We start from the raw sequence: 20,443 nt of genomic DNA, 5'->3' as shown, positions 1-20,443 counted from the left end.
GAATATTAACGTAATTTATATGCCTTAAGCGGTTGATTATTTATACCAAACAGGTAATATTTGTTGCCCATGGCATTTTTAATAACCAATGATGACCTCACCTGTCCGTTTAAATCAAACCCTGTTTTGGATGGGGAGTAGTAGCTAAACCCATTTTTATCATATTGATAAACCTGGCCGTGGCTTGCATCAAGCCTTCCTACTTCTGGTTTAAAGCCATAAAAGTTGCCTCCTAAAATTATTTTGACATGGCCTGTATTATCAATATCATCACATAAAATAGTGTTAACCATTGAAAACTGCGCCTCGGCAGGCAAAGGTTTACAGGTGAATTTTTTGCCGTTATTTAAAAATACCGCCGAAGCTAAAAAGTTCATCTCGTGTTTTTCGGCACCTTCAAGCATATCATTTGTAAATACTTCATTAAAGGGTTTTCCGGCGTAATCTATATACCTCAAAAAACGTTTCTTTAATATCGGCAGCTGGCCAACAAGATCGGGTTTCATATGAAAAACGTATTTAACGTTATCCGTTCTGTACATCGAAGTAACACATTCTTTTGTGCCGTTCTTATCAAAGTCTTTTATATAAATTTCCATAGGCTCGATAAATGATGCTCTGAACTTGGAGTTTAAGCCAATATTACCACCGATAATATCCAAATTTCCATCGCCATCAACATCCGCAATTTCAAGACTGCTCCACCAGCCTTTGTAATCAGCCAGTTGTTTATCTTCGGTAAACCGGCCTTTAAAATTTTTAAATATCCTGATGCCCATCCAGTTACCGGCAACCACCAGATCTGGATAACCATCTTTATCCAAATCGGCCCATTTGGCTGCGGTTACCATACCCAGATTGGTGTTTTTACCTAATACCAGCGCCGATACATCTGTAAAATGACCGTTGCCATCGTTATGAAATACAAATGATTTTGGCGAACATCCATAAAGCCCGGGCACACTCCGGCCACCGATAAACAGATCCGGGTGACCATCGCCATCATAATCACAGGATACAATTACCGATGCGTTAACGGCGGCATGTAAAGTTTTATCAGCATTGCGGTGAAAATTTCCTTTACCATCGTTTTCATAAAAACGGGGGTTATATACAGGCGTCTCAGCCTCATCTGCGTTACCACCTACTCCGATGATCAGGTCCTGGTCGCCATCTCCATCAAAATCACCAAATACGGCGCCTGCGTTTTCAAGATATTCTTGTTTTTTTAAATCATCAGGAATGGTTTGCTTAAAGCTGCCATTTTTTTGTTGTATATAGATAGCTGCAAAGCCATTTTTTGAACTCCCAAAATAAAAATCCGTCAGGCCATCATTATTTACATCGCCCTTTGCCATATATGGATTTTCGGTTGATAACATCTGCAGCATGAGGCGTTCATTATCAAAATCGATAAAATCGTCTTCTTTGTGCCGTGGTATGCTATCAAAAATAGCTTTGGTTACATCTGTAAATAATGGTTTTACAACAGGCTTACTCCAATTGTAAGTAAGGTTGGCGTCGGCTTGTTTACAAGTGTAAACTTTATCGCCTTTAACGTTTTGCAAAAGCTGGTATTTGCCGCCCGGCCAAATTACCTGCACTGAATCTACCTGTTTAAATTTACCTATACCAATAGTTAGCAAATTGGGTGATGTACAGCTTTGAAAACCACGGGTTGGCTGGTTATAGTAAATAAGCGAGCTGCCTTTCATGAAAGCCTTAATAGTTGTACCTACCCCAAAGCTATTTAAAGTATTGCCCTTTAACTTTAATTGAATATAATGATTGCCATTTTTTTCGGCGTTGCTTTTATAAATGTAAACAGGAGAATTTACGTTATTCACCACCAGATCGTTATCGCCATCATTATCTAAATCTGCATAAGCAGCGCCATTACTGAATGATGGTTTATCCAAACCAAAATCGGCTGATTTATTGGTAAATGTGAGATTATGATTATTTAAGTAAGCATAGTTTGATAAAGGGGTTGAAACCATTTTATCTGTAAAATCCTTAAAATCAAACTTTTTGCGCCCTTCGGCAATTTTTGCCATATTATCCCGGTTGCCCAAAAACTCGATATAATCCTGGTCGGTAAGGTCTTTGTAAATCCCGTTAGATATAAAAATATCTTTCCAGCCATCGTTATCCATATCAAACATCAGCGCGCCCCAACTCCAGTCAGTAGCGGCTATGCCCGAGTAAAAAGCTGTTTCAGAAAATGTTCCATCTCCATTATTTACCTGCAGGCAATTTTGCATGTATTGATTATAATAACCATCGTATTGTTTGGCTTTAATTACGTCATATGATTCAAAAGATGACATTTTTTTAAGGCGTTTATCTCCTTCGGGCAGCATCTCTGTAGTAAAAATATCATACTGACCGTCGTTGTTAATGTCGGCTATGTCTGAGCCCATAGAAGCCAGGCTAACGTGACCTGTTTCATTTTGAATATCTTCTTTAAAAGTACCATCCTTTTGATTGATGTATAAGTAATCCCGCTCAAAAAAATCATTGGATACATAAATATCCGGGTAGCCATCCTGATTAACATCAGCAACAGAAACGCCAAGACCAAAACCAATATCGCTGGAGAATATGCCCGCCTGTCGGGTTACATTAGTAAAATGCCCGCCATCATTACGATACAAGCGCGCTCCACCCAATTCATCAACAACAGATCTCAGATCCTTATTAAAATCAAATGATCCTATTGGCCTGAAAGAGTTATTTAACACAAAGCAATCCAGATCGCCATCGTTATCATAGTCAAAAAATATGGCCTGGGTCGATAATCCATTATCTACCAGGCCATATTTTTCAGCTTCTTCTTTAAATGTACCATCATGCTGATTTATAAATAATTCATTTCCTTTTTCTTTACCATGGGCGTTACCACTGTGACAAACATAAATATCAAGCCAGCCATCGCCATTAATATCAACCATGGTTGCCCCCGTACTCCAATATTTAGTCCCTTTTACTCCGGCTTTATCTGTAATATTTTCAAATTTCCAATTGCCCTTATTAATATAAAGCTGATTGCCCCCCATATTTGAGGTTAGATAAACATCATTAAGTCCATCATTATTAACATCGCCAATGGCTACACCACCTCCGTTGTAATAATTACGGAAGGTAAACACATTTGTACGATCCTGATCATTTAACTGATTGACGAAATTTATACCTGTTTCATCATTTTCCTGAAGTGTGAATAACGAAAATTTATTACCGGTTTTGCAGCTAAATATTACAAGTAAGGGAAAAACGAAAAACCACTTTTTAGATAGTATCATACTTTTAGAAAAAACAAACGTAGCGGAAAATTTCCGCTACGTTCTTTTATAAATCAAATAAACCCCAATATATTAATAACCTGGATTTTGTTTAAGATTAGGATTTGTATCCACAGCACGTTGAGGGATAGGATACAAGGTTTTGGTTTTATCCGTTTTGTTAGGACGCTGATCAACAGGATCGTTAAATTTCTCAAACCTGATCAGGTCATTTCTTCTCCATCCTTCGTAATAAAGCTCGCGGCCTCTTTCGGCAAGCATAACTGTAGCGTCAACAGACGATAAAGCACTTGCGCCACGAGGTACACGTAGCAAGTTTACAATTACCAAAGGCGTTTGTCCGCTCGGGTCTGTACCGCCACGCATAATAGCTTCGGCTTTTTCAAGTAATACATCCGCGTATCTCAAAATTACGTAGTCGTTAGATGAGTTATCATCATTAACTGTATTGTTTGCAGATGGTTGAGGAAAGTATTTAAACACCCTGATACCCTGAGCTTCAGTAGAAAAGTTAAGATCCACTTCGGGTGTAAAAATAAGTGGTTTACCACTACGCTGAGTTAAAACCTTACCGTTAGGACCATATTGCTGCCCAACAGCAAAACCCGCCCTTAAACCAACTTTATCAGTTAAGCCTGGGTATGCAACGCCACGGCGTTCGTCAGTTGCTTCAAACGATTTATAAAAGTCGGCAAGGGTAGTAAAGCCATTCCATCCATCAGGTGTTTGGTTATAATGTAAACCCATCCTCCAGCGGTTTTTTGCAGAACCCGGGGCATTTGTTGTTGTATTGTATATACCAAAAATATTTTCGTGAGATTGTTCTGAGTTATCCCATGCAAAATCCTGAAAGTATTTACCGGCAGGTTCAAGAGAATAACCCGCTGCGGTAATTTTATTGGCATATTCAATAACCTTATCCATATCTGCTTTTGCAAATGTAAAAGGGCCACCTACAGTAGTGGAAGTATACACCGCTTTATTTAGATACACTTTTGCTAAAAGAGCCTCTGCAGCTACCTTGTTTGCAACACCGATGTTAGCAGATGTTGCTGGAAGATTGGTTTCGGCATACTCAAGATCTTTTATTATAAAAGCAGTAGCTTCTGTACGGCTCATAACAGTCGGGATAGATGAGGAAGGTGCATCAGGGTCGCGGAATGGTGCCTGACCGTAAAGGTCAACAACCTGAAACATAAAGTAAGCACGCAAAAAGCTTGCCTGAGCTTTAATACTAATATCCGATGCTTTAGTAAAAACCTGCGTTGCACGGAATACACCTATGTTTAACTGATCCCAGGTATCATTAACCTGGTTGTGCGTTGGTGTCCAGGTGTGCGTATGTAATTTACGCCAGGTACCAAAGTCTCCCCAGTCTGTACCACGGGTAGGACCCATCATTTCGTCTGTAGGATGTTCTTGTAAAGCATAAGTATTTGCCTGATCGGCCTGACCATTTAACTGTGAGTAAACACCACCAAGCTCGGCGGCACCTGCACCGGCCGACGTTATGGATTTTGAGCCATAAAGTTTCTCATCCAATTTTGCGCAACCTGCAGCGGTCATAAAAACAATGCTACATATAGTTACTCGTGAGATTATATTTTTCATTTTCGTAATTTTAAAAACTTGCGTTTATGCCTAAGGTGAATATCCGTGATTTTGGATACGAGGTATAGTCTATACCTTTTGAAGCCACATCAGACCTTTGTTTGTCGGTGTTAACTTCCGGATCTAAACCAGAATAGTTGGTGATAAGAAATAAGTTTTGACCGGTTAAAGATGCCCTCAAGGATTTAATTTTGCTGCCTTTAAGCGGGAAGGTATAACCAATTGTAGCGTTGCTTAATCTTAAGAAATCGCCTTTTTCAAGGAAGCGGGTTGATACCTCACCTGAGTTAAGTGGATTCTCTTTAGATGCTGCTACATCATTAGTTACGTTACGACCACTAACAAGGTTGCCTTTATAAAAGAAAGCATTAGCAGTGTTATTATAAATAACAAAACCGGTTGCACCATTAAGAAAGAAACTCAAGCTAAAGTTTTTATAAGTAAAATTATTGGTTAAGCTCGCTGTAAACTTAGGGTTCGGGCTACCTTGTAACGTTGAAACGTCAATACCTTGTGGGTAAATGGAAAAGCCATTGGCATTAAAACCTGCAAAGTTAGGAACATTAAATGTGTACAGTGGCTGGCCGTTAGTAATGAGCTGCGCATAAGCGCCAGATAAACCTTGTCCGTCGATATTTCCTGTAACTATGTAGTTTTTAAAGTTTTTTAATGTGTTTTTAATAAAGGTCATATTGTAACTAATATCCCAGGTAAACTTACCACCCTGAAGTGCAGCGAAGTTTAAACCAACTTCAATACCTTTATTGATAACATCTCCATCCAGGTTTTTGTATATTTTGGGAGAGTTGGTGGGCTGTGCAATATCCTGGTAAAATAACAGATCGCTGATTGATTTGTTGAAATAATCTACCGAACCTGTTAACCGGCTTTTAATAACCGAAAAATCGATACCGGCGCCATAAGTTCTATTGCCCTGCCATTTCAGATCAACGTTTTGCTGATATATTTGTGGATTAGCACCGTGATAATCAAGTTGGCTTACAGCTAACGATGCATAAGACGGAATTTCTTGATTACCAGTTTTACCGTAGTTTAACCTCAAACTCAAATCATCAAAGAAACCGTCTTTTGGCATAAAGCTTTCGCTGGTTATACGCCATTTTGCCGCAAGAGCGGGGAAATTACCATATTTATGATTTGCTCCAAAGCGAGATGATCCATCCCGTCTGATTGTACCTGTCAAGATATAACGATCTTTGTATGAGTAGTTAACACGCGCAAAGTATGATTGTAACTTATAGCTTGAACTATCGCCCACCGGATAAGCCAGGTGAGTTTTAAAATCGTTATAGTTTTTAACTAATACACCCGGTTGTGAAGTACCGAAACCAAACTCATTGCGGCTAAAGTTTTTAAATGTTTGATAAGAATAACCGACTAAAGCAGTAATTGAGCTATTATTATTAAATTTTTTCTCGTAATTTAAAGTATGCTCAGTAGTATAGTTAGTTAATTTATTATATTGATAAATGGCGGTTCCATTACCTGTTGGAGACGGGAAGTTTTGATTCCTGATACCAATCGCATCTGTATAACCAATAACTTTGGGATCATAAAAAGTTTTCCTTAAACCTCTTGATATATCTGCCCCAAAATTCCCTTTGTATGACAAGCCTTCAAATAGTTGCAAAGTCATTGTCAGGTTATTCAAATAACGGTTAATATTATCCCTGTCATCTATCTGGTTTAACAGTGATACCGGGTTTCTGAAACTGTTACCTGTTGGAAATCCGGCATCATTATAGCCATTTAAATTAAACAATCTGCCTTGGGCATCATATACCGGAGCAGTTGGGTTCAATTGTATAGCTGCACCTATTAAACTACCATTAAAGCCGGCGTTATTGGTAATAGGCGCAAACTGATCTTTTACGTTGGAATAAGTTGATTGCAAATCAAACTTAAGCCTGCTGTTAAAAAAAGATTGAGAAGCGTTGATACGACCGTTAAAGCGTTTTAATGAAGAATTTTTTACTGTACCTTGCTGGTCATCATAACCTAATGAAGCACGGTAACTACCTGTGTTACTTGCTCCGCCAAAACCAAGGTTATAGCCTTGCGATATAGCAGTGCGGAAAATCTGCTTTTGCCAATCGGTATTGCCCCCATAATCAACACCACCACTTGATGAAGGACCAGCGTTGGCCCCCACGCTTGCAACTGCTTTTAAGAAAGCATCACGGCCAAGCACATCATAGCGTTTGGCAGTACTGGCAACACTGGTTGTAGTAGAAAACTGTATGCCCTGGCCCTTACGGCCTTTGCGTGTAGTGATTAAAATTACACCGTTTGCACCGCGTGCGCCGTAAATAGCCGCAGATGAGGCATCTTTTAAAACGGATATATTCTCGATATCAGCCGGATTAAGGAAAGAGAGTGGATTACGGGCAGATGAGCTACCGGCACCAACTCCATATCCACCACTTGTACCGCTTTGATCAATAGGTATACCATCAATTACATACAAAGGGTTATCGTTTGCGCGGATAGATCCAGCACCACGTATAGCAATAGTAGCACCTGCGCCAGGCTCGCCGCTTGATGGGGTTACCTGTACACCGGCTACACGCCCTTGTAGTAACTGATCTGGCGTTGCTATAACACCTTTGTTGAAATCTTTAGGACTTAGAGAAGCCACAGAACCTGTAGCATCACGTACACGCTGTGTGCCGTAACCTATTACAACTACCTCATTTAACGCTTTGCTGGATGCCTCCATGCTAACGTTAACGGCAGTAAGGTTACCAATGTTAACTGTTTGGCTTACATAACCAAGGTAGGTAAATACCAAAGCGGTAGCGTTCCCGGGAACCGAAATGCGGTACTCCCCTTCGGTGTTGGTTATAGCCCCCCCTGGTGAGGTTAATGATGTTTTAACAGAAACCCCTATTAAAGGAGATCCATCTTTTTTGTCAGTTGCCTTACCTGTAATAATCTTATTCTGGGCCATAGCTGACACGGAAAAAAGATAGACAACAGCAAACAAACATACTTTGAGTAAGTGTTTAAATTGCATAATTACTGAGATTTAGTTGAAATTGGTTTATTAATTGGTTTAGTTTTAAAGTTTAATAATGGTAGTTCAAAACACCCGTACACCTTAAGTACTTATATTCCCGACTGAGAAAATCAAAAAACATTAGTACAAAAATCTATCAAAAGCACATCCCATTAAACACCTATAAATGAAGCTTAACTGAGTTGTTTTTTTAATAACGGTAGTTGAAAATGTAATGGTTTATAATATCACACCTTAAAATGTAATGCAATTTAGTTATAATAGATGGAGAAAAATACCAGGCAGGTATGATTTGAGGGTTAAACAATTAATTTTAATATTTATATAAATTATTTAAGCGTTTTTAAAATTTAAATAACTGATAATCAATAAATTGAATTTTTAATACTTGAAAAAAATATAATCTTTTTTTACCGTTTTTTAATAAAATTTAAACTTTAAACCAATTCAAAAACGACCTTTTTTAACTTTAAAGCACATTAAACGCCTTTAAGAACTCAATTAAAATCAAAAGCTTTAATATTCATAATGCATTGTTCAAATTGCTCGGGATGCAATGACTTGGCTTTTATCCTCATCTTATAAACATAGATTGTATTCACGGAATACTCCAGTATTTTGGCAATCGTGTCATTGTCAGATATTCCCATCCGAATGAGGGCAAATATCCGGAGATCGGTATTTAACACCTCATCCTCCTGTGGCCATATCTGATCTTTTTTATCAAACTGGCTATTAAAAACATTTATAAAATTGGGGAAGATCTTAACAAAAATGTGGTCAAAACTATAATACAAATTCTCTCTTTCCTTTTTTATATCTATGCTATCAATCAAGGGATGAATAGCATCATACTTTTTCATAGAAAGCTTTGCATCAATAGATATTTTTAAGTTTTCGAGCTTTAGTATATAACCCGAAATTGCTTTAAAAAATTGGCCTATATACTCTTCCTTTATTTTGGCATCTTCAATTAGTTTGCCATTGATCTCACTCAGCTGTACATTGTTGCCTTCAATTATCCGTTCCTTTATTTTAAGTTTTTTTAGTTGCTTAAATAGCATGAGCATAAAAAACACCACAAGCAATGCAAGCGCTGTTATAATCACAAGGAAAACAAGGAACCTGTTTTTTTGATGTTCAGAATTATTAAGTTCTGCGGCGGCAATTACCGGCAAAATTGAACCTATTTGTATTTTTCGCTGGCGCGCCCCGTAAAAATCAGCGTCATCCTTTGCCAGTTGTATAAAACTATAGGCATCTTTAATATTGCCCTCCTTATATAGTATCTCGGCCAGGGTATAAAGCGCAACGGTTTCCCTTGTTGAAGATTTAATATCGGCGATGGCCGATTGAATCATGAGGTTAAGCCCTTCTGTTTTTTGGTTATTTTCTAAATAAATGGTACCTAATGAACACGAAACCATTGCTCTTAAATGCATGGTTATAGGTGTTTTGTTTTCCAGAAGCTTGGTAAACCAGGTTTTCCCCTCTTCAAATTTCTTTTCCTGGAGTTTTTGCAAACCCAACAGGTAATTTCGGCTTATATAGTCGTTTCCACAAAAAGATATGGCCGAATCAATAAACTTATTACCCGTTTCAATGTAATTTGGGGTGAAATATTTGTCGTTACTATAATTTGCCAGATCGTAATTACACCTGCCCAAAAAAAAATAATAATCTATCCTGGCCGGGTTATTTAAAGCCTTTACATCTACTTTATGTAAAAAATCAAACGCTTCATGAAACATGCCCGATGATAACAGTATGAAAGCCATTTTTACATAGCTGTAATACTCCCGGGGCTTGTCTCCCCTAAGCTTACTTAATGATATCATTTTATCAACGTAAACATAGGCCGAATCAAACTGATATGATTTATACTCACTATAAAGGCTATTCCAGTTATAAAACTGACCATCATAGTCGTCTTTTGAGAGGCGTGACAGATTAAGCTTTAACTTCTTTATCCGTATCTCTTTATTGTTATCGTAGCCATTTTTTTTTGCTATTTCATTTTTCAACTCATCTATCAAATTGTCCGTAGTATTCAAGGCAAACACTGAAAAACTTGTCAGCAAAAAAATCAGKCAGAAATAATATTTCATCTTTATTGATAGTCAATTAGGGTTATACAGCAAAGTAGTTATTAATAACAATCAAATTGCTCTTAAGCTTTGTTTGAAAATAAGGTTTAGTTTTAAATGTATCGATCATAAACCTAAAATAGTTGATCAATATTAAAACACAAAAAAATTACTAGCAGCTATTAAATTTAAAGAAAATATACCAAACATGAATTACTAAAAAGCATCCCTAATCAATCATCCACGACCAAGGTATTTTTTATTTCATTATAATTTTAATTACTGGTTTATATTTTCAAATATAGACAATAGTGTAAAAGTTATTGACCACTTACCTAATTTATGTTTAAATAAAATTAGCGTGCAAATACCGCCTCATAAAATTAAAACAACAAGTTTCTGAGACATTCAAATGCGGATATAATACATCAAATAGATAAGGAGGCAAATAATACCAATAAAATGAAAGGAATTTTTTTCAAGTAACTTGTTATATGTTCGGTCATAATCAAAAAGATCAATTAAATGGCGTCTCACGCAATAATTTTAAGGTTTGAATTATATATGTTGCGGAAATTTGTGCATAAGTAGTTTTTATCTCCTTACCTTTGATTAAATTATTTTCATTCCATTTAATTGAAATAAAATAAAATCCATAGTCGTTGTTTTTGCAACTAACTTTAAACTGAATTAAAGCTTATAATGATAAAATTATTTGTGGGGGGATTCCCTTTAGACATGACCGAACTCGATCTTGTCAAGATGATTAACTTACACGGGGAAGTAAGTACTATCAAAATTGTGCGCGATAAAAAAACCAGGATTTGCAAAGGCTACGCTTTCCTGGAAATGAAAGACCGTGCAGGCGCCGAAAATGCTGTAAACGCATTGGATGGCACCCCTATTGGTGATAGAACCTTAAATGTTAAAATTAACGAGGAAACAGCAATTCGCCCGGCGCCACCAAAAAAGGCTTTCGGTTTTAATAGTTTCAAAAAACCAGCAGCAGAAGCCGTAAGAAACAAAAGACCAAGAAGAACTATTTAGTTATAGCATTTAATAGTAAGATAACTTACAGGTGTTATAGCCTACCTTTACTATTTTTTTGAACCGCGTTAGTCTGCAGTTTTAGGAAATAGCATCTGTAGCAAAACTGCCACACCAAATCCGTCACATTGTCAATAACACACTGACAGTCAGTATAAATAAAAACAAAAAAGCGTATAAGAGGTTTACAATTTTTCGCTTTTTTTCTCAATTATTAACACAACCAAACGATAACAAGCTTGAATTAAAAAATACGGCATTTTGATTGCGACTGTACCCTAATAAATATCGGGGTACATGCGAAGGTATATTGTTATCATAACATACTTTTATTTTAAGTTAGTATTCTTTGCAATAATATGTTGCAAACCCCTCCCCGCGTGTTCGCAATCACTTAAGCCGGGCTCCATTGAATATTTAAAATTCTGTAATGGCCTTAAAAACATCACTCTTGGAGCAGATATAACAACTCTTCCAATTTACAGGTTAGCATATCTTGATGGTGATAACAAACCTGATGTTGATAGTTGCGTAAAATATGTTTATGATGATGACAATATGTTAGCCATCGGCGATAGTTTAAAGCTCGACTTAATTGGAATCCGAACGTATAAAGGCAAAATCGTTAACATCTACTTGTTTTTTAAAAGAGTTATCGCCTATAAAGTTTTAGACGATTTTATTAAAAGCTACGGTCAGTTTACTGAGCGACCCAATAATTACACAGATATTTATAATTGGAATTCAAGTCTGACCAGTTTATCCTTGCAGTTTGAATATAAAGTTGAATTAGGGGTAGCTGTTTTTACCTGCAATGAGTTAGAAAGCAAAATAGAAGAGGCGAAACAAAAATCGCTTGTAAAAGAAAACTACCAGACGCTATCTCTACCGGGTTTTATTTTTTAGTATAAAAGCTCACTAAACTATCAGCCTCTCCTTGTTCCTACAAAAAAGGCACTGATTCGAAGTTTAATCCGCTGCATGATCGGTATCAACATCCTCACCATTCCAGATTTTTTTTGCCGTCCAGTCCGCATCAGCTTTTTGCCAAAATTCGTCAGATGCAGGCAAACCAAGAATAAGGAAAGCCTGCGAGCACAAATAAAGGCTGCCTGTTGAAATATACCCCTCGCCTATTTCGGGCTGATGGCCGTAAAGCCCTATTTGCAACCACCCCTTTGCATCAAAAGTACCGGGCGCCTCAATTTGCCTCTTTATCACGGTATACAAGGCTGCCCTTACTTGCTGTGGTTTTATATCATTTGGTAAAGCTTTTAACAGCGCCACTTTTGATAAAAGCTGAAACGCACCAAACCTATAGGCCAATGAACGGCCCAGCGGCGGATAACTGCCTTCCGGGGATATAAATCTTTCCAAAACAGCGGCGTACCGTTGCGCATGTTTTAGCGCTAAGGCATAATCTGGTTCCTTATCATGCTTTAGCTGGTTTAAAGTTTGAAGCATCTCTAACAGCATAGGTTGAATTACAAAGCTATTGTAGTAATCCCAGTGAAAATCAGGCCCATCACCATAAGCGCCATCGCCTTTATACCATAACTGATGCTGTTTCAGCGCATAATCAATCCGCATCATATCGCCGTTATCATCAAACTTAAATAACGCCGCCTCAATGGTAGCACTAAACAACAGCCAGTTTGAATATCCTGGAGTAATAATCCGTGTTGATTTTAACGCCGCTATGATGTTTGCTTTGGTTTGTACATCCAATGGTTCCCATAACTGCCGGGGCGCGCGCAATAAAGCCTGGGCCAAAAAAGCGGCATCCACCAAAGGCTGGCCACCTTTATTAAAATTCATAAAATCGGCGCTATTAGGATCAGTTGCATTATGAAGGCCAAGCCTGGCAAGCATGATATATCTTCCCCTTAGTTTTCCTTCAGCACTTTTATCAGCACCCAGCTCAAGCCAGGGAGCCATGCCGGCCAATAAACGGCCAAACGCTTCAAGACAAACATAGGCCCCCCTATCAGCCATTTTTGCCTCTACAGGTATCTGCTGCTTAAGCTCATTTTTGCTTAGGGCTGTTAAAACAGGGGCGGCTATACGCACCAAGGTATTGATAAGGTATTCCCGTTCCTTAACACCGGCGTTAACGTTTACCGGAGCCTGGGCAAACAATCCCACAGATGAAAACAGCATTACAATAAAACAGCAAAATTTACTTGGCATAACCGGGATGTAGAATTATTCCCGTAAATATAGGCAGTAAAGTTAATACCCTGGCAAAGGCACAACTAAGCAATCTCCTGTGAAATTATTATATTTGTGAGAAGGCTCATCTTATGGACATGGGTAATAACATTGCAAATCTATATTACAAGTCAAAAAAGATTTCGTTAATAATGTTGGCGGTAACGGCCATCATTTGCTCCAGAATGCTATTCTTCTTTTTCAATGACCCAGAAGGCCCAAATTTGATAATAGTTGCGGGCTTGACACTCGCTGTATATATTTTATCTTCGGCAGCATATATATTCGGTCCATCCAAAATAAATGGCATTAAAAGACTTTCGGCGGTAATTTGTATTCAAATACTATCGGTTATTGGTCTCTACTTTTGCATGAAGTAATTTTAGCTTTTATTTAAATAATAAAAAGGGGAGTTATTTAGCGCTCTCTGTTTGTTTCTTTATTTTGTGCTTACCTCCTTTCTTTGGCTTTTCTGTCGGTAAGCTTGCGCTTCTTCAAGTTTGTGTTATACTCAAATCAAATGGAAACACTACTACAAATTGCCTACATCAACTAAAAACTATCGTTATTTCAATAATGTTTATTTGCTTTGTTTAATTATTGAAGTAACTTGAAACGGATTTTAAACGCCTTTTTAAAATCTTTACCAATTTTAAACCTACACAGCAAGTAATAAACCTATGCTTAAAAAAAGGACACTTTTTTTAGTTCTGATATCACTGATTCCATTAACATTTATTTTAACACAATGCTTTAACGGCACACCCACAGACCCACGCGGCGAAGTGTACGCAGGTTCGGCAAGCTGTATAAAATGCCATAGCGCCCAATATGATTCCTATATCCACACAGCGCATTTTAAAACTTCGCGCCCGGCATCGTTACAAACAATTGGTGGCAGCTTTTTAAAGGGTTTTAACATTTTAGATTATGGTTACGGCCTTAAAGTAGCCATGGAAAAACGTGGCGATAGTTTATACCAGGTGGCATATCAAAACGGTAAACAAACAGAGGCAGAACCATTTGATATAGCTGTAGGAGGTGTTAAAGCCGAAACTTATTTGTACTGGAAAGGAAAGCAGTTATTTGAATTACCTGTCTCCTATTTCAGTGCTATGCATCAATGGACCAACAGCCCCGGCTATATCCCCGACAGGGTAAATTTCAACAGGCCCATATTAAGGAAGTGCCTGGAGTGCCATACCTCATACATTGGCGAGCTTCCTCCCGAAAGCAAAGAACTGGGGTTTGATAAAACATCGCTCATTTATGGTATTGATTGCGAGCGCTGCCACGGGCCGGCTGCCAATCACGTGAATTATCATACCGAATACCCTGATGAAAAAAAGGCGAAATATATTACTACTTACCGCTCTTTAACCCGGGCTCAAAAAATGGATGCATGCGCTGTTTGCCATTCGGGTAATAAAATGGTACCGCAAAGATCCACTTTTGATTTCCAGATGGGTGATACGTTAAACAAGTTTGTAGGCTCTGATTCATTTGCTGCAACAGCAAGCCCGCCTACACTTGATGTGCATGGAAATCAAAATGCGCTGCTATCATCAAGTAAATGCTATATCATGAGCAATATGGATTGTGGCACGTGTCATAATCCACATATAAACCAGGAAAAAAGCATGGCAATGTTTACCCAAAAATGCCTTAACTGCCATAGCGAAGCCAATCATAACTTTTGCAAGCTTGCACCCAAATTGGGCACAGCTATCAAAACATATTGCATCAACTGCCATATGCCTCAAAAAGCTTCTCATGTAATTAGTTTAACAGCCCTTAATAATAAAATGAACCCGCCCTATGAGGTACGCACCCACCATATAGCTATATATCCCGAAGAAACTCAAAAAATTGCAGCCTTTATAAAGGGCGAAGAATCAAATAAAAAGAAATAGTTCAACCAAAACAGGCTAACCGCTTTATTTTTATTTAATAGTAAACAAGACCAATTTCAATCATTTTTTCTTACAACAGCCTCATCAGCAGTGGCAAGCATATTTTCTGCTTTAATAATAACCTGTTGCAAGCGGTCGCGGTTATTATCACCCCAATCGCCTAAGACTTCAATAACAGGAACTAACGATTTTCCAAATTCTGTTAAACTGTATTCAACTTTAGGAGGAAGTTCAGCATAAATTAATTTACTAATCAGCTCATGATCTTCCAATTGATTCAGTTGCATATTTAATACCCTGCGCGATGCCTCAGGAATACTTCTTTGTAATGCACCAGGACGTTTGATGCCTTTGGAGATATAATAAAGTAACATGATCTTCCACTTGCCGTTTAGTATCTCTCTAACCAGATCGAGTCCACAATCAAGTGCTATTGGAATTTTCCTTTTATACATTGTGTTGTAATATCACAAATTTAAGGTATTGGAAACTAAAACAGCATAGGGAATAATTTATCCCTATTGAATCGTTTTTCCGTACTTGTACGCGAGTGACGCCCTGCCGAACTTTGTTGCCATAAAAACACAACATCTCATGAGTACAACGAAAAAGAATGTTAATATCGATGAAACTGAATTTACGGGTAAAAGAATCCTGGTAACCGCCGGGACAAAGGGCGCGGGAAAAGCGATTTTTAATCGTTTACTAAAAGGCGGGGCAAGCATTGTTACCACTGCAAGGACGGTTCCTGATGATCTGAAACCCGAACAATTTATCCAGGCAGATCTGAGCACCAAAGAAGGCGCGTTAAAGGTAATTGATGAAACGCTTAAACGTTTAGGCGGAATTGATATACTTATCAATTCCTTAGGTGGATCTTCGGCACCAAGTGGTGGGGTTATGGTTTTAACTGACGAAGATTGGGCAAATGCCTTAAATACAAATTTAATGGCGGCTGTTCGCTTAGACCGGGGCATGTTACCCGCTATGTTAGCTCAGGGCTCCGGTGTAATTATCCACATTTCGTCTATCCAAAGAAAAATGCCGCTTTTTGAGGCTACAATTGCGTATGCCGCAGCCAAGGCTGCATTAACCAATTACAGCAAAGGAATTGCAAAAGAACTGGCGCCAAAAGGAGTACGTGTAAATACCGTTTCGCCCGGATTTATCAATACCGATGGAGCACAGGGAATGATAAATAATATTGCATCGAAAAATGGAGGCGACAAGGTTGCGGCATTAGAAATAATTATGAATTCATTAGGCGGCATCCCCATGGGACGACCGGCTGAACCCGAAGAAGTTGCAGAACTGGTTGCGTTTCTTGTATCTGACAGGGCAGCGTACCTGAGCGGTGGCGAGTTTGTGATTGACGGCGGATCTGTACCCACAGTATAACCATAATGAAAACAACCAGGCAAATTGGACACCATGAAAAATATAATACCAAATATAATCAGCGATTATGTTGATGCCTCAAACAGCAGGGATACAGCAAAATTACTTTCCCTTTTTACCAAAGATGCCATTGTTAAGGATGAAGGAAAAAACTATAAAGGTTTAAATGAGATTAAAGCATGGAAAAAACTGATCACTGAATTATATGAATTCCAGATGGAAGTTTTGGATATTGAACTGGAGCAACCAGCTATTATTGTTACCACCCGGCTTACAGGAAATTTCCCTGGTAAAAACCCGATTGACATACAAAACCATTTCAAATTAGCAGGCGATAAAATAATTGAGCTATCCCACAGTTGATTTTATAATGCATGTAATTAACAAATTTTCATTAAAATCATGTTCAATTAATAGCAATTTAACATTCACTAAAACTTTTGAGCATATTTATTGTCCCCTATCTGTACCCCTTTTTCTATTCAGTTAGTATGACAAATGAAAGCAAGCAGCCTACAGATAAAATAACCCAAAAAGAACTTACGTACATTGAAAAAGTATGGCATACGGTAGCCATTGTTGCGCTGTTGGTTGTAGTGATACTGATTGCCCGTGTTGCCTTCAATGTGTTGTTGATGGTGCTTGCCGGAATACTGATCTCCGTTTATTTTCACGGGCTTGGTGATTTAATTCAGCGAAACACTAAATGGAAACGCCGCATTTGCATGGCCATTTCTATAGGAGGCTCCTTTGCCATATTGGCAGTACTTTTTTGGATCATGGGAACCAAAATATCAAACCAGGTAGCTGTTTTGAGCGATACGCTGCCCCATACCATCAGCAACGCTAAAATAAAAATGGCCGAAACTCCAATTGGCAGAAAGATCCTGGAATACCTTGCATCTGATAACTCGGATGCATTAATGACTACTGCCAAATCATTCTTTAATACCAGTTTTGGTGTTTTGGGCGATATTTATATCATCCTGTTCCTTGCCATATTTTTCACCTCCAATCCTGATTTATACAAAGATGGGCTGATAAAATTGGTACCAGACAGCAAGAAACCCCTCGCCCGCCAGATATTTGACCGCATCAGCTATGCCCTTAAAGGCTGGTTAAAGGGCATGATGCTATCAATGGTACTGGTGTTTATTTTACTTTCTATAGGTTTAGGCATCATGAGTATCCCGGTAGCACTCGTTTTGGCATTGCTTACGGGCCTGCTTAAGCTTATACCAAATTTTGGTTCATTGGCAGCCATGATTCCGGGTGTGTTACTCGCTTTAACCATAAGTACAAATACGGCAATTATTGTAGCGCTGATTTATATGGTAACGCAAACAATTGTAAGCAATATTGTAACACCAATTATTCAAAATAAAATGATCAACCTGCCACCCGCGTTAACCATTTTAGCGCAGGTGCTTATGGGAACCTTATCTGGTGTTTTGGGTATCATACTGGCGGTGCCTTTATTAGCTATTGTGATGATACTGGTTGATGAGTTGTATGTTAAGAAAATAAACGAAACCGATACGCCTGTTACACCATAACTCAGCAAACTATAAACGCAGATGCTAAAATAAAAATGCGTTCCGTATCTCACCCCGGAACGCATGGTTACTAAATACGTAACATCAACTAAATCAAATTTCTCACGTTTGATTTATCTTCATAAAGAGCAGGCTTTAAAGCGCCAGGCGCTTTTTAATATTTTCGTTGTTATTAATTGGTTAAAACTCAAGGTTAATAACAAAGCTTTCACTTAAAAGTTCGTGCCAATCAAATAAATATTTAACACACAGCTACTTACCAAAAAATCACCCCAAAAACATCGTACGAAAACGTACAGCTATTGTGCGCACGTGGTACAAAAAAATCCCGGACCATTGCCCGGGATCTCTTATATCATCCTGTCGTTAATTAAAATTACACGCCCAGATCCTGCATAATTGCATCAATTTTAGCTTCCAATTGCTTATCGGTTTCAGCATAGGCCCCTTTACTGGCCAGTTTACCGTTTACACTGCAATAAAATTTGATCTTTGGCTCTGTACCTGATGGACGGGCAGAAATGATACTGCCATCCGCGGTAATAAACTGAAGAACGTCAGACGTTGGCAATTCAATAGCCGAAGTTGTATTGGTGTTCAGGTCGGTTTCTATCCTGTTTTCATAATCTTTCAAGGTAATAACCTTTGAGCCACCTAATGTAGCAGGAGGATTGTTCCTGAATTTTTCCATCATGGCCTTAATCTCTTCAGCTCCGGTTTTACCTTTTTTGGTGATCGAGATCAGTTTTTCTTTGTAGAAACCATATTGTACATAAGTATCTAAAAGGGCTTCAAATAAGCTGCTGCCCTTATCTTTATAATAAGCTGTCATTTCGGCAATAAACGCGCTTGATACAACAGCATCTTTATCTCTCACCAGTTCGCCTATCAGGTAACCATAACTTTCTTCACCGCCGCCGATAAAGGTTTGTTTGCCTTCAAATTTGGTCATCAACTCACCAATGTATTTAAAGCCGGTTAGGGTATTATAATAGGTTACGTTTTTAGCTTTAGCTATCTCTTCAATAAGGTTTGAAGTTACAATGGTTTTTACGATGTATTCTTTGCCGGTAAGTTTACCTTTTTCTTCCCATGCGCTCAGCAGGTAATTGATCAGCATACAGCCGGTTTGGTTACCGTTTAGCAGGATAAACTCATTATCGGTATTTTTTACAGCAATACCCACCCGGTCAGCATCTGGGTCTGTTGCCAGTACCAGGTCGGCATCAACTTCCTGCGCCTTTTTAAGGGCAAGCGTTAACGCTTCTTTTTCTTCGGGGTTTGGATACACTACAGTAGGAAAATTCCCATCGGGTGTAGTTTGCTCGTCAACCAGGATCACATTTTCAAAACCAAATCGCTTTAATGCCTGGGGCACCAAAGTAATTCCCGTACCGTGAATAGGTGAAAAAACGATCTTAAGGTCCTTTTGGCGATGGATAGCTTCCGGCGAAACAGAAAGCTCTGTGATCTTATCTAAATAAAGATTGTCTATTTCCTCACCTATCTCTTCAATATTGGCATCAACACGATTAAATTTTATATCATCTACACTGGCAATCTTAGCCACCTCATCCATTACAGCCTTATCATGAGGCGCAACAAACTGACCGCCATCGGCACCATAAGCTTTGTAGCCATTATATTCTTTTGGGTTATGAGAAGCGGTTAACATTACTCCGCTTTTGCAACCAAAATGGCGTACAGCAAAAGAAAGCTCTGGTGTTGGGCGCAGCGCTTTAAAAAAATAAACGTGAATATCATTAGCAGAAAACACCTCGGCAGTGATGTTCGAGAACAGATCGGCATTGTTACGGCTGTCATGAGCTATAGCTACCTTAACCTTTTCGCCCGGATACGTTTTCTTTAGGTAATTAGCTAATCCCTGGGTAGCAGCGCCAATAGTGTACTTATTAATACGGTTTGATCCTGGCCCCATGGTTCCGCGCAAACCGCCGGTTCCAAACTCCAAATCGCGATAAAACGAATCCGTTAATTCGGTATATGCTTTTTGATCAAGTAACGTCTGAATTTCCTGTTTAACATCGGCATCATAATTTCCCTGAAGCCAGGTGTTCACTTTTTGAAGAATTGATGGGTCTAAGTCTTGCATTTTTAAATAGATTATTGGTAAACCTGTACTGTAACAAATATGGTAATAAAATGTGTTTTTAAAAGTGCAATAAAAAAACTGCAACGCTTAAAATATAAATACCATTTAATGTTGCTAAATGTAACATTTTCTGCAATTATCTATAATTATAAAAATTGCCAA

Annotated in this window: 13 protein-coding genes; 6 read left to right on the top strand and 7 right to left on the bottom strand. The window is 38.4% G+C overall.

Going from position 1 to position 20,443, the window contains the following annotated elements:
- Positions 1-5: 5 nt before the first annotated feature.
- The 4 genes from AC1D0K_RS15295 to AC1D0K_RS15280 form a co-directional block, all read right to left on the bottom strand.
- Entirely contained in the window at positions 6-3,305 is a 3,300-nt protein-coding gene (locus AC1D0K_RS15295; protein ID WP_477399511.1) for a VCBS repeat-containing protein, read from the bottom strand.
- 72 nt (positions 3,306-3,377) lie between these two features.
- A complete protein-coding gene (locus AC1D0K_RS15290; RefSeq protein ID WP_295716310.1) occupies positions 3,378-4,916 on the bottom strand; it encodes a RagB/SusD family nutrient uptake outer membrane protein in 1,539 nt (512 codons plus the stop codon).
- 10 nt (positions 4,917-4,926) lie between these two features.
- Entirely contained in the window at positions 4,927-7,887 is a 2,961-nt protein-coding gene (locus AC1D0K_RS15285; protein ID WP_477399479.1) for a SusC/RagA family TonB-linked outer membrane protein, read from the bottom strand.
- A 566-nt stretch (positions 7,888-8,453) separates the two neighbouring features.
- The gene (locus tag AC1D0K_RS15280; protein ID WP_477442992.1) at positions 8,454-10,010 is read right to left on the bottom strand and encodes a DUF6377 domain-containing protein; all 1,557 of its coding nucleotides are present in this window, start codon (positions 10,008-10,010) and stop codon (positions 8,454-8,456) included.
- A gap of 735 nt (positions 10,011-10,745) precedes the next feature.
- Here AC1D0K_RS15280 and AC1D0K_RS15275 point away from each other — a divergent pair.
- Together AC1D0K_RS15275 and AC1D0K_RS15270 are read left to right on the top strand one after the other, a co-directional pair.
- Positions 10,746-11,090, top strand: coding sequence for an RNA recognition motif domain-containing protein (locus AC1D0K_RS15275; RefSeq protein WP_295716318.1), 345 nt, complete (start codon positions 10,746-10,748; stop codon positions 11,088-11,090).
- A gap of 297 nt (positions 11,091-11,387) precedes the next feature.
- On the top strand, positions 11,388-11,996 hold the full coding sequence (locus AC1D0K_RS15270) for a hypothetical protein (protein ID WP_477400025.1): 609 nt from the start codon (positions 11,388-11,390) through the stop codon (positions 11,994-11,996).
- Positions 11,997-12,059: 63 nt separating this feature from the next.
- On the opposite strand, the gene AC1D0K_RS15265 is transcribed toward AC1D0K_RS15270, so the two are convergent.
- On the bottom strand, positions 12,060-13,280 hold the full coding sequence (locus AC1D0K_RS15265; RefSeq protein WP_477463079.1) for a DUF2264 domain-containing protein: 1,221 nt from the start codon (positions 13,278-13,280) through the stop codon (positions 12,060-12,062).
- Between the two features lie 701 nt (positions 13,281-13,981).
- Between AC1D0K_RS15265 and AC1D0K_RS15260 the strand changes: the two genes are divergently transcribed.
- Positions 13,982-15,214, top strand: coding sequence for a multiheme c-type cytochrome (locus tag AC1D0K_RS15260; protein ID WP_477399908.1), 1,233 nt, complete (start codon positions 13,982-13,984; stop codon positions 15,212-15,214).
- 56 nt (positions 15,215-15,270) lie between these two features.
- Here AC1D0K_RS15260 and AC1D0K_RS15255 read toward each other — a convergent pair whose 3' ends face one another.
- Entirely contained in the window at positions 15,271-15,669 is a 399-nt protein-coding gene (locus AC1D0K_RS15255) for a winged helix-turn-helix transcriptional regulator (protein ID WP_477442677.1), read from the bottom strand.
- 139 nt (positions 15,670-15,808) lie between these two features.
- On the opposite strand from AC1D0K_RS15255, the gene AC1D0K_RS15250 reads away from it, so the two are divergent.
- The 3 genes from AC1D0K_RS15250 to AC1D0K_RS15240 all read left to right on the top strand — a co-directional run bounded on the left by AC1D0K_RS15250 (position 15,809) and on the right by AC1D0K_RS15240 (position 18,168).
- A complete protein-coding gene (locus AC1D0K_RS15250) occupies positions 15,809-16,612 on the top strand; it encodes an SDR family oxidoreductase (RefSeq protein WP_477396626.1) in 804 nt (267 codons plus the stop codon).
- A gap of 33 nt (positions 16,613-16,645) precedes the next feature.
- On the top strand, positions 16,646-16,975 hold the full coding sequence (locus AC1D0K_RS15245; RefSeq protein ID WP_477396624.1) for a nuclear transport factor 2 family protein: 330 nt from the start codon (positions 16,646-16,648) through the stop codon (positions 16,973-16,975).
- 128 nt (positions 16,976-17,103) lie between these two features.
- Positions 17,104-18,168: an AI-2E family transporter gene (locus tag AC1D0K_RS15240; protein WP_477396622.1), complete on the top strand. Its 1,065-nt coding sequence runs from the start codon at positions 17,104-17,106 to the stop codon at positions 18,166-18,168.
- Positions 18,169-18,544: 376 nt separating this feature from the next.
- Here AC1D0K_RS15240 and AC1D0K_RS15235 read toward each other — a convergent pair whose 3' ends face one another.
- Positions 18,545-20,281 (bottom strand): phospho-sugar mutase, encoded by a 1,737-nt coding sequence (locus tag AC1D0K_RS15235; RefSeq protein ID WP_477396620.1) that lies wholly within the window; start codon positions 20,279-20,281, stop codon positions 18,545-18,547.
- Positions 20,282-20,443 lie beyond the last annotated feature (162 nt).

It is taken from the genome of Mucilaginibacter sp. P1_A3 (assembly GCF_056406855.1).
This window is presented reverse-complemented; position numbering and strand designations above follow the sequence as displayed.

What these genes read in the sequence shown, in the direction of transcription:
- AC1D0K_RS15295 (WP_477399511.1), bottom strand. Translation starts at nt 3,305, where the DNA reads ATGATACTATCTAAAAAGTGGTTTTTCGTTTTTCCCTTACTTGTAATA.
- AC1D0K_RS15290 (WP_295716310.1), bottom strand. Translation starts at nt 4,916, where the DNA reads ATGAAAAATATAATCTCACGAGTAACTATATGTAGCATTGTTTTTATG.
- AC1D0K_RS15285 (WP_477399479.1), bottom strand. Translation starts at nt 7,887, where the DNA reads ATGGCCCAGAATAAGATTATTACAGGTAAGGCAACTGACAAAAAAGAT.
- AC1D0K_RS15275 (WP_295716318.1), top strand. Translation starts at nt 10,746, where the DNA reads ATGATAAAATTATTTGTGGGGGGATTCCCTTTAGACATGACCGAACTC.
- AC1D0K_RS15270 (WP_477400025.1), top strand. Translation starts at nt 11,388, where the DNA reads ATGCGAAGGTATATTGTTATCATAACATACTTTTATTTTAAGTTAGTA.
- AC1D0K_RS15265 (WP_477463079.1), bottom strand. Translation starts at nt 13,280, where the DNA reads ATGCCAAGTAAATTTTGCTGTTTTATTGTAATGCTGTTTTCATCTGTG.
- AC1D0K_RS15260 (WP_477399908.1), top strand. Translation starts at nt 13,982, where the DNA reads ATGCTTAAAAAAAGGACACTTTTTTTAGTTCTGATATCACTGATTCCA.
- AC1D0K_RS15255 (WP_477442677.1), bottom strand. Translation starts at nt 15,669, where the DNA reads ATGTATAAAAGGAAAATTCCAATAGCACTTGATTGTGGACTCGATCTG.
- AC1D0K_RS15250 (WP_477396626.1), top strand. Translation starts at nt 15,809, where the DNA reads ATGAGTACAACGAAAAAGAATGTTAATATCGATGAAACTGAATTTACG.
- AC1D0K_RS15245 (WP_477396624.1), top strand. Translation starts at nt 16,646, where the DNA reads ATGAAAAATATAATACCAAATATAATCAGCGATTATGTTGATGCCTCA.
- AC1D0K_RS15240 (WP_477396622.1), top strand. Translation starts at nt 17,104, where the DNA reads ATGACAAATGAAAGCAAGCAGCCTACAGATAAAATAACCCAAAAAGAA.
- AC1D0K_RS15235 (WP_477396620.1), bottom strand. Translation starts at nt 20,281, where the DNA reads ATGCAAGACTTAGACCCATCAATTCTTCAAAAAGTGAACACCTGGCTT.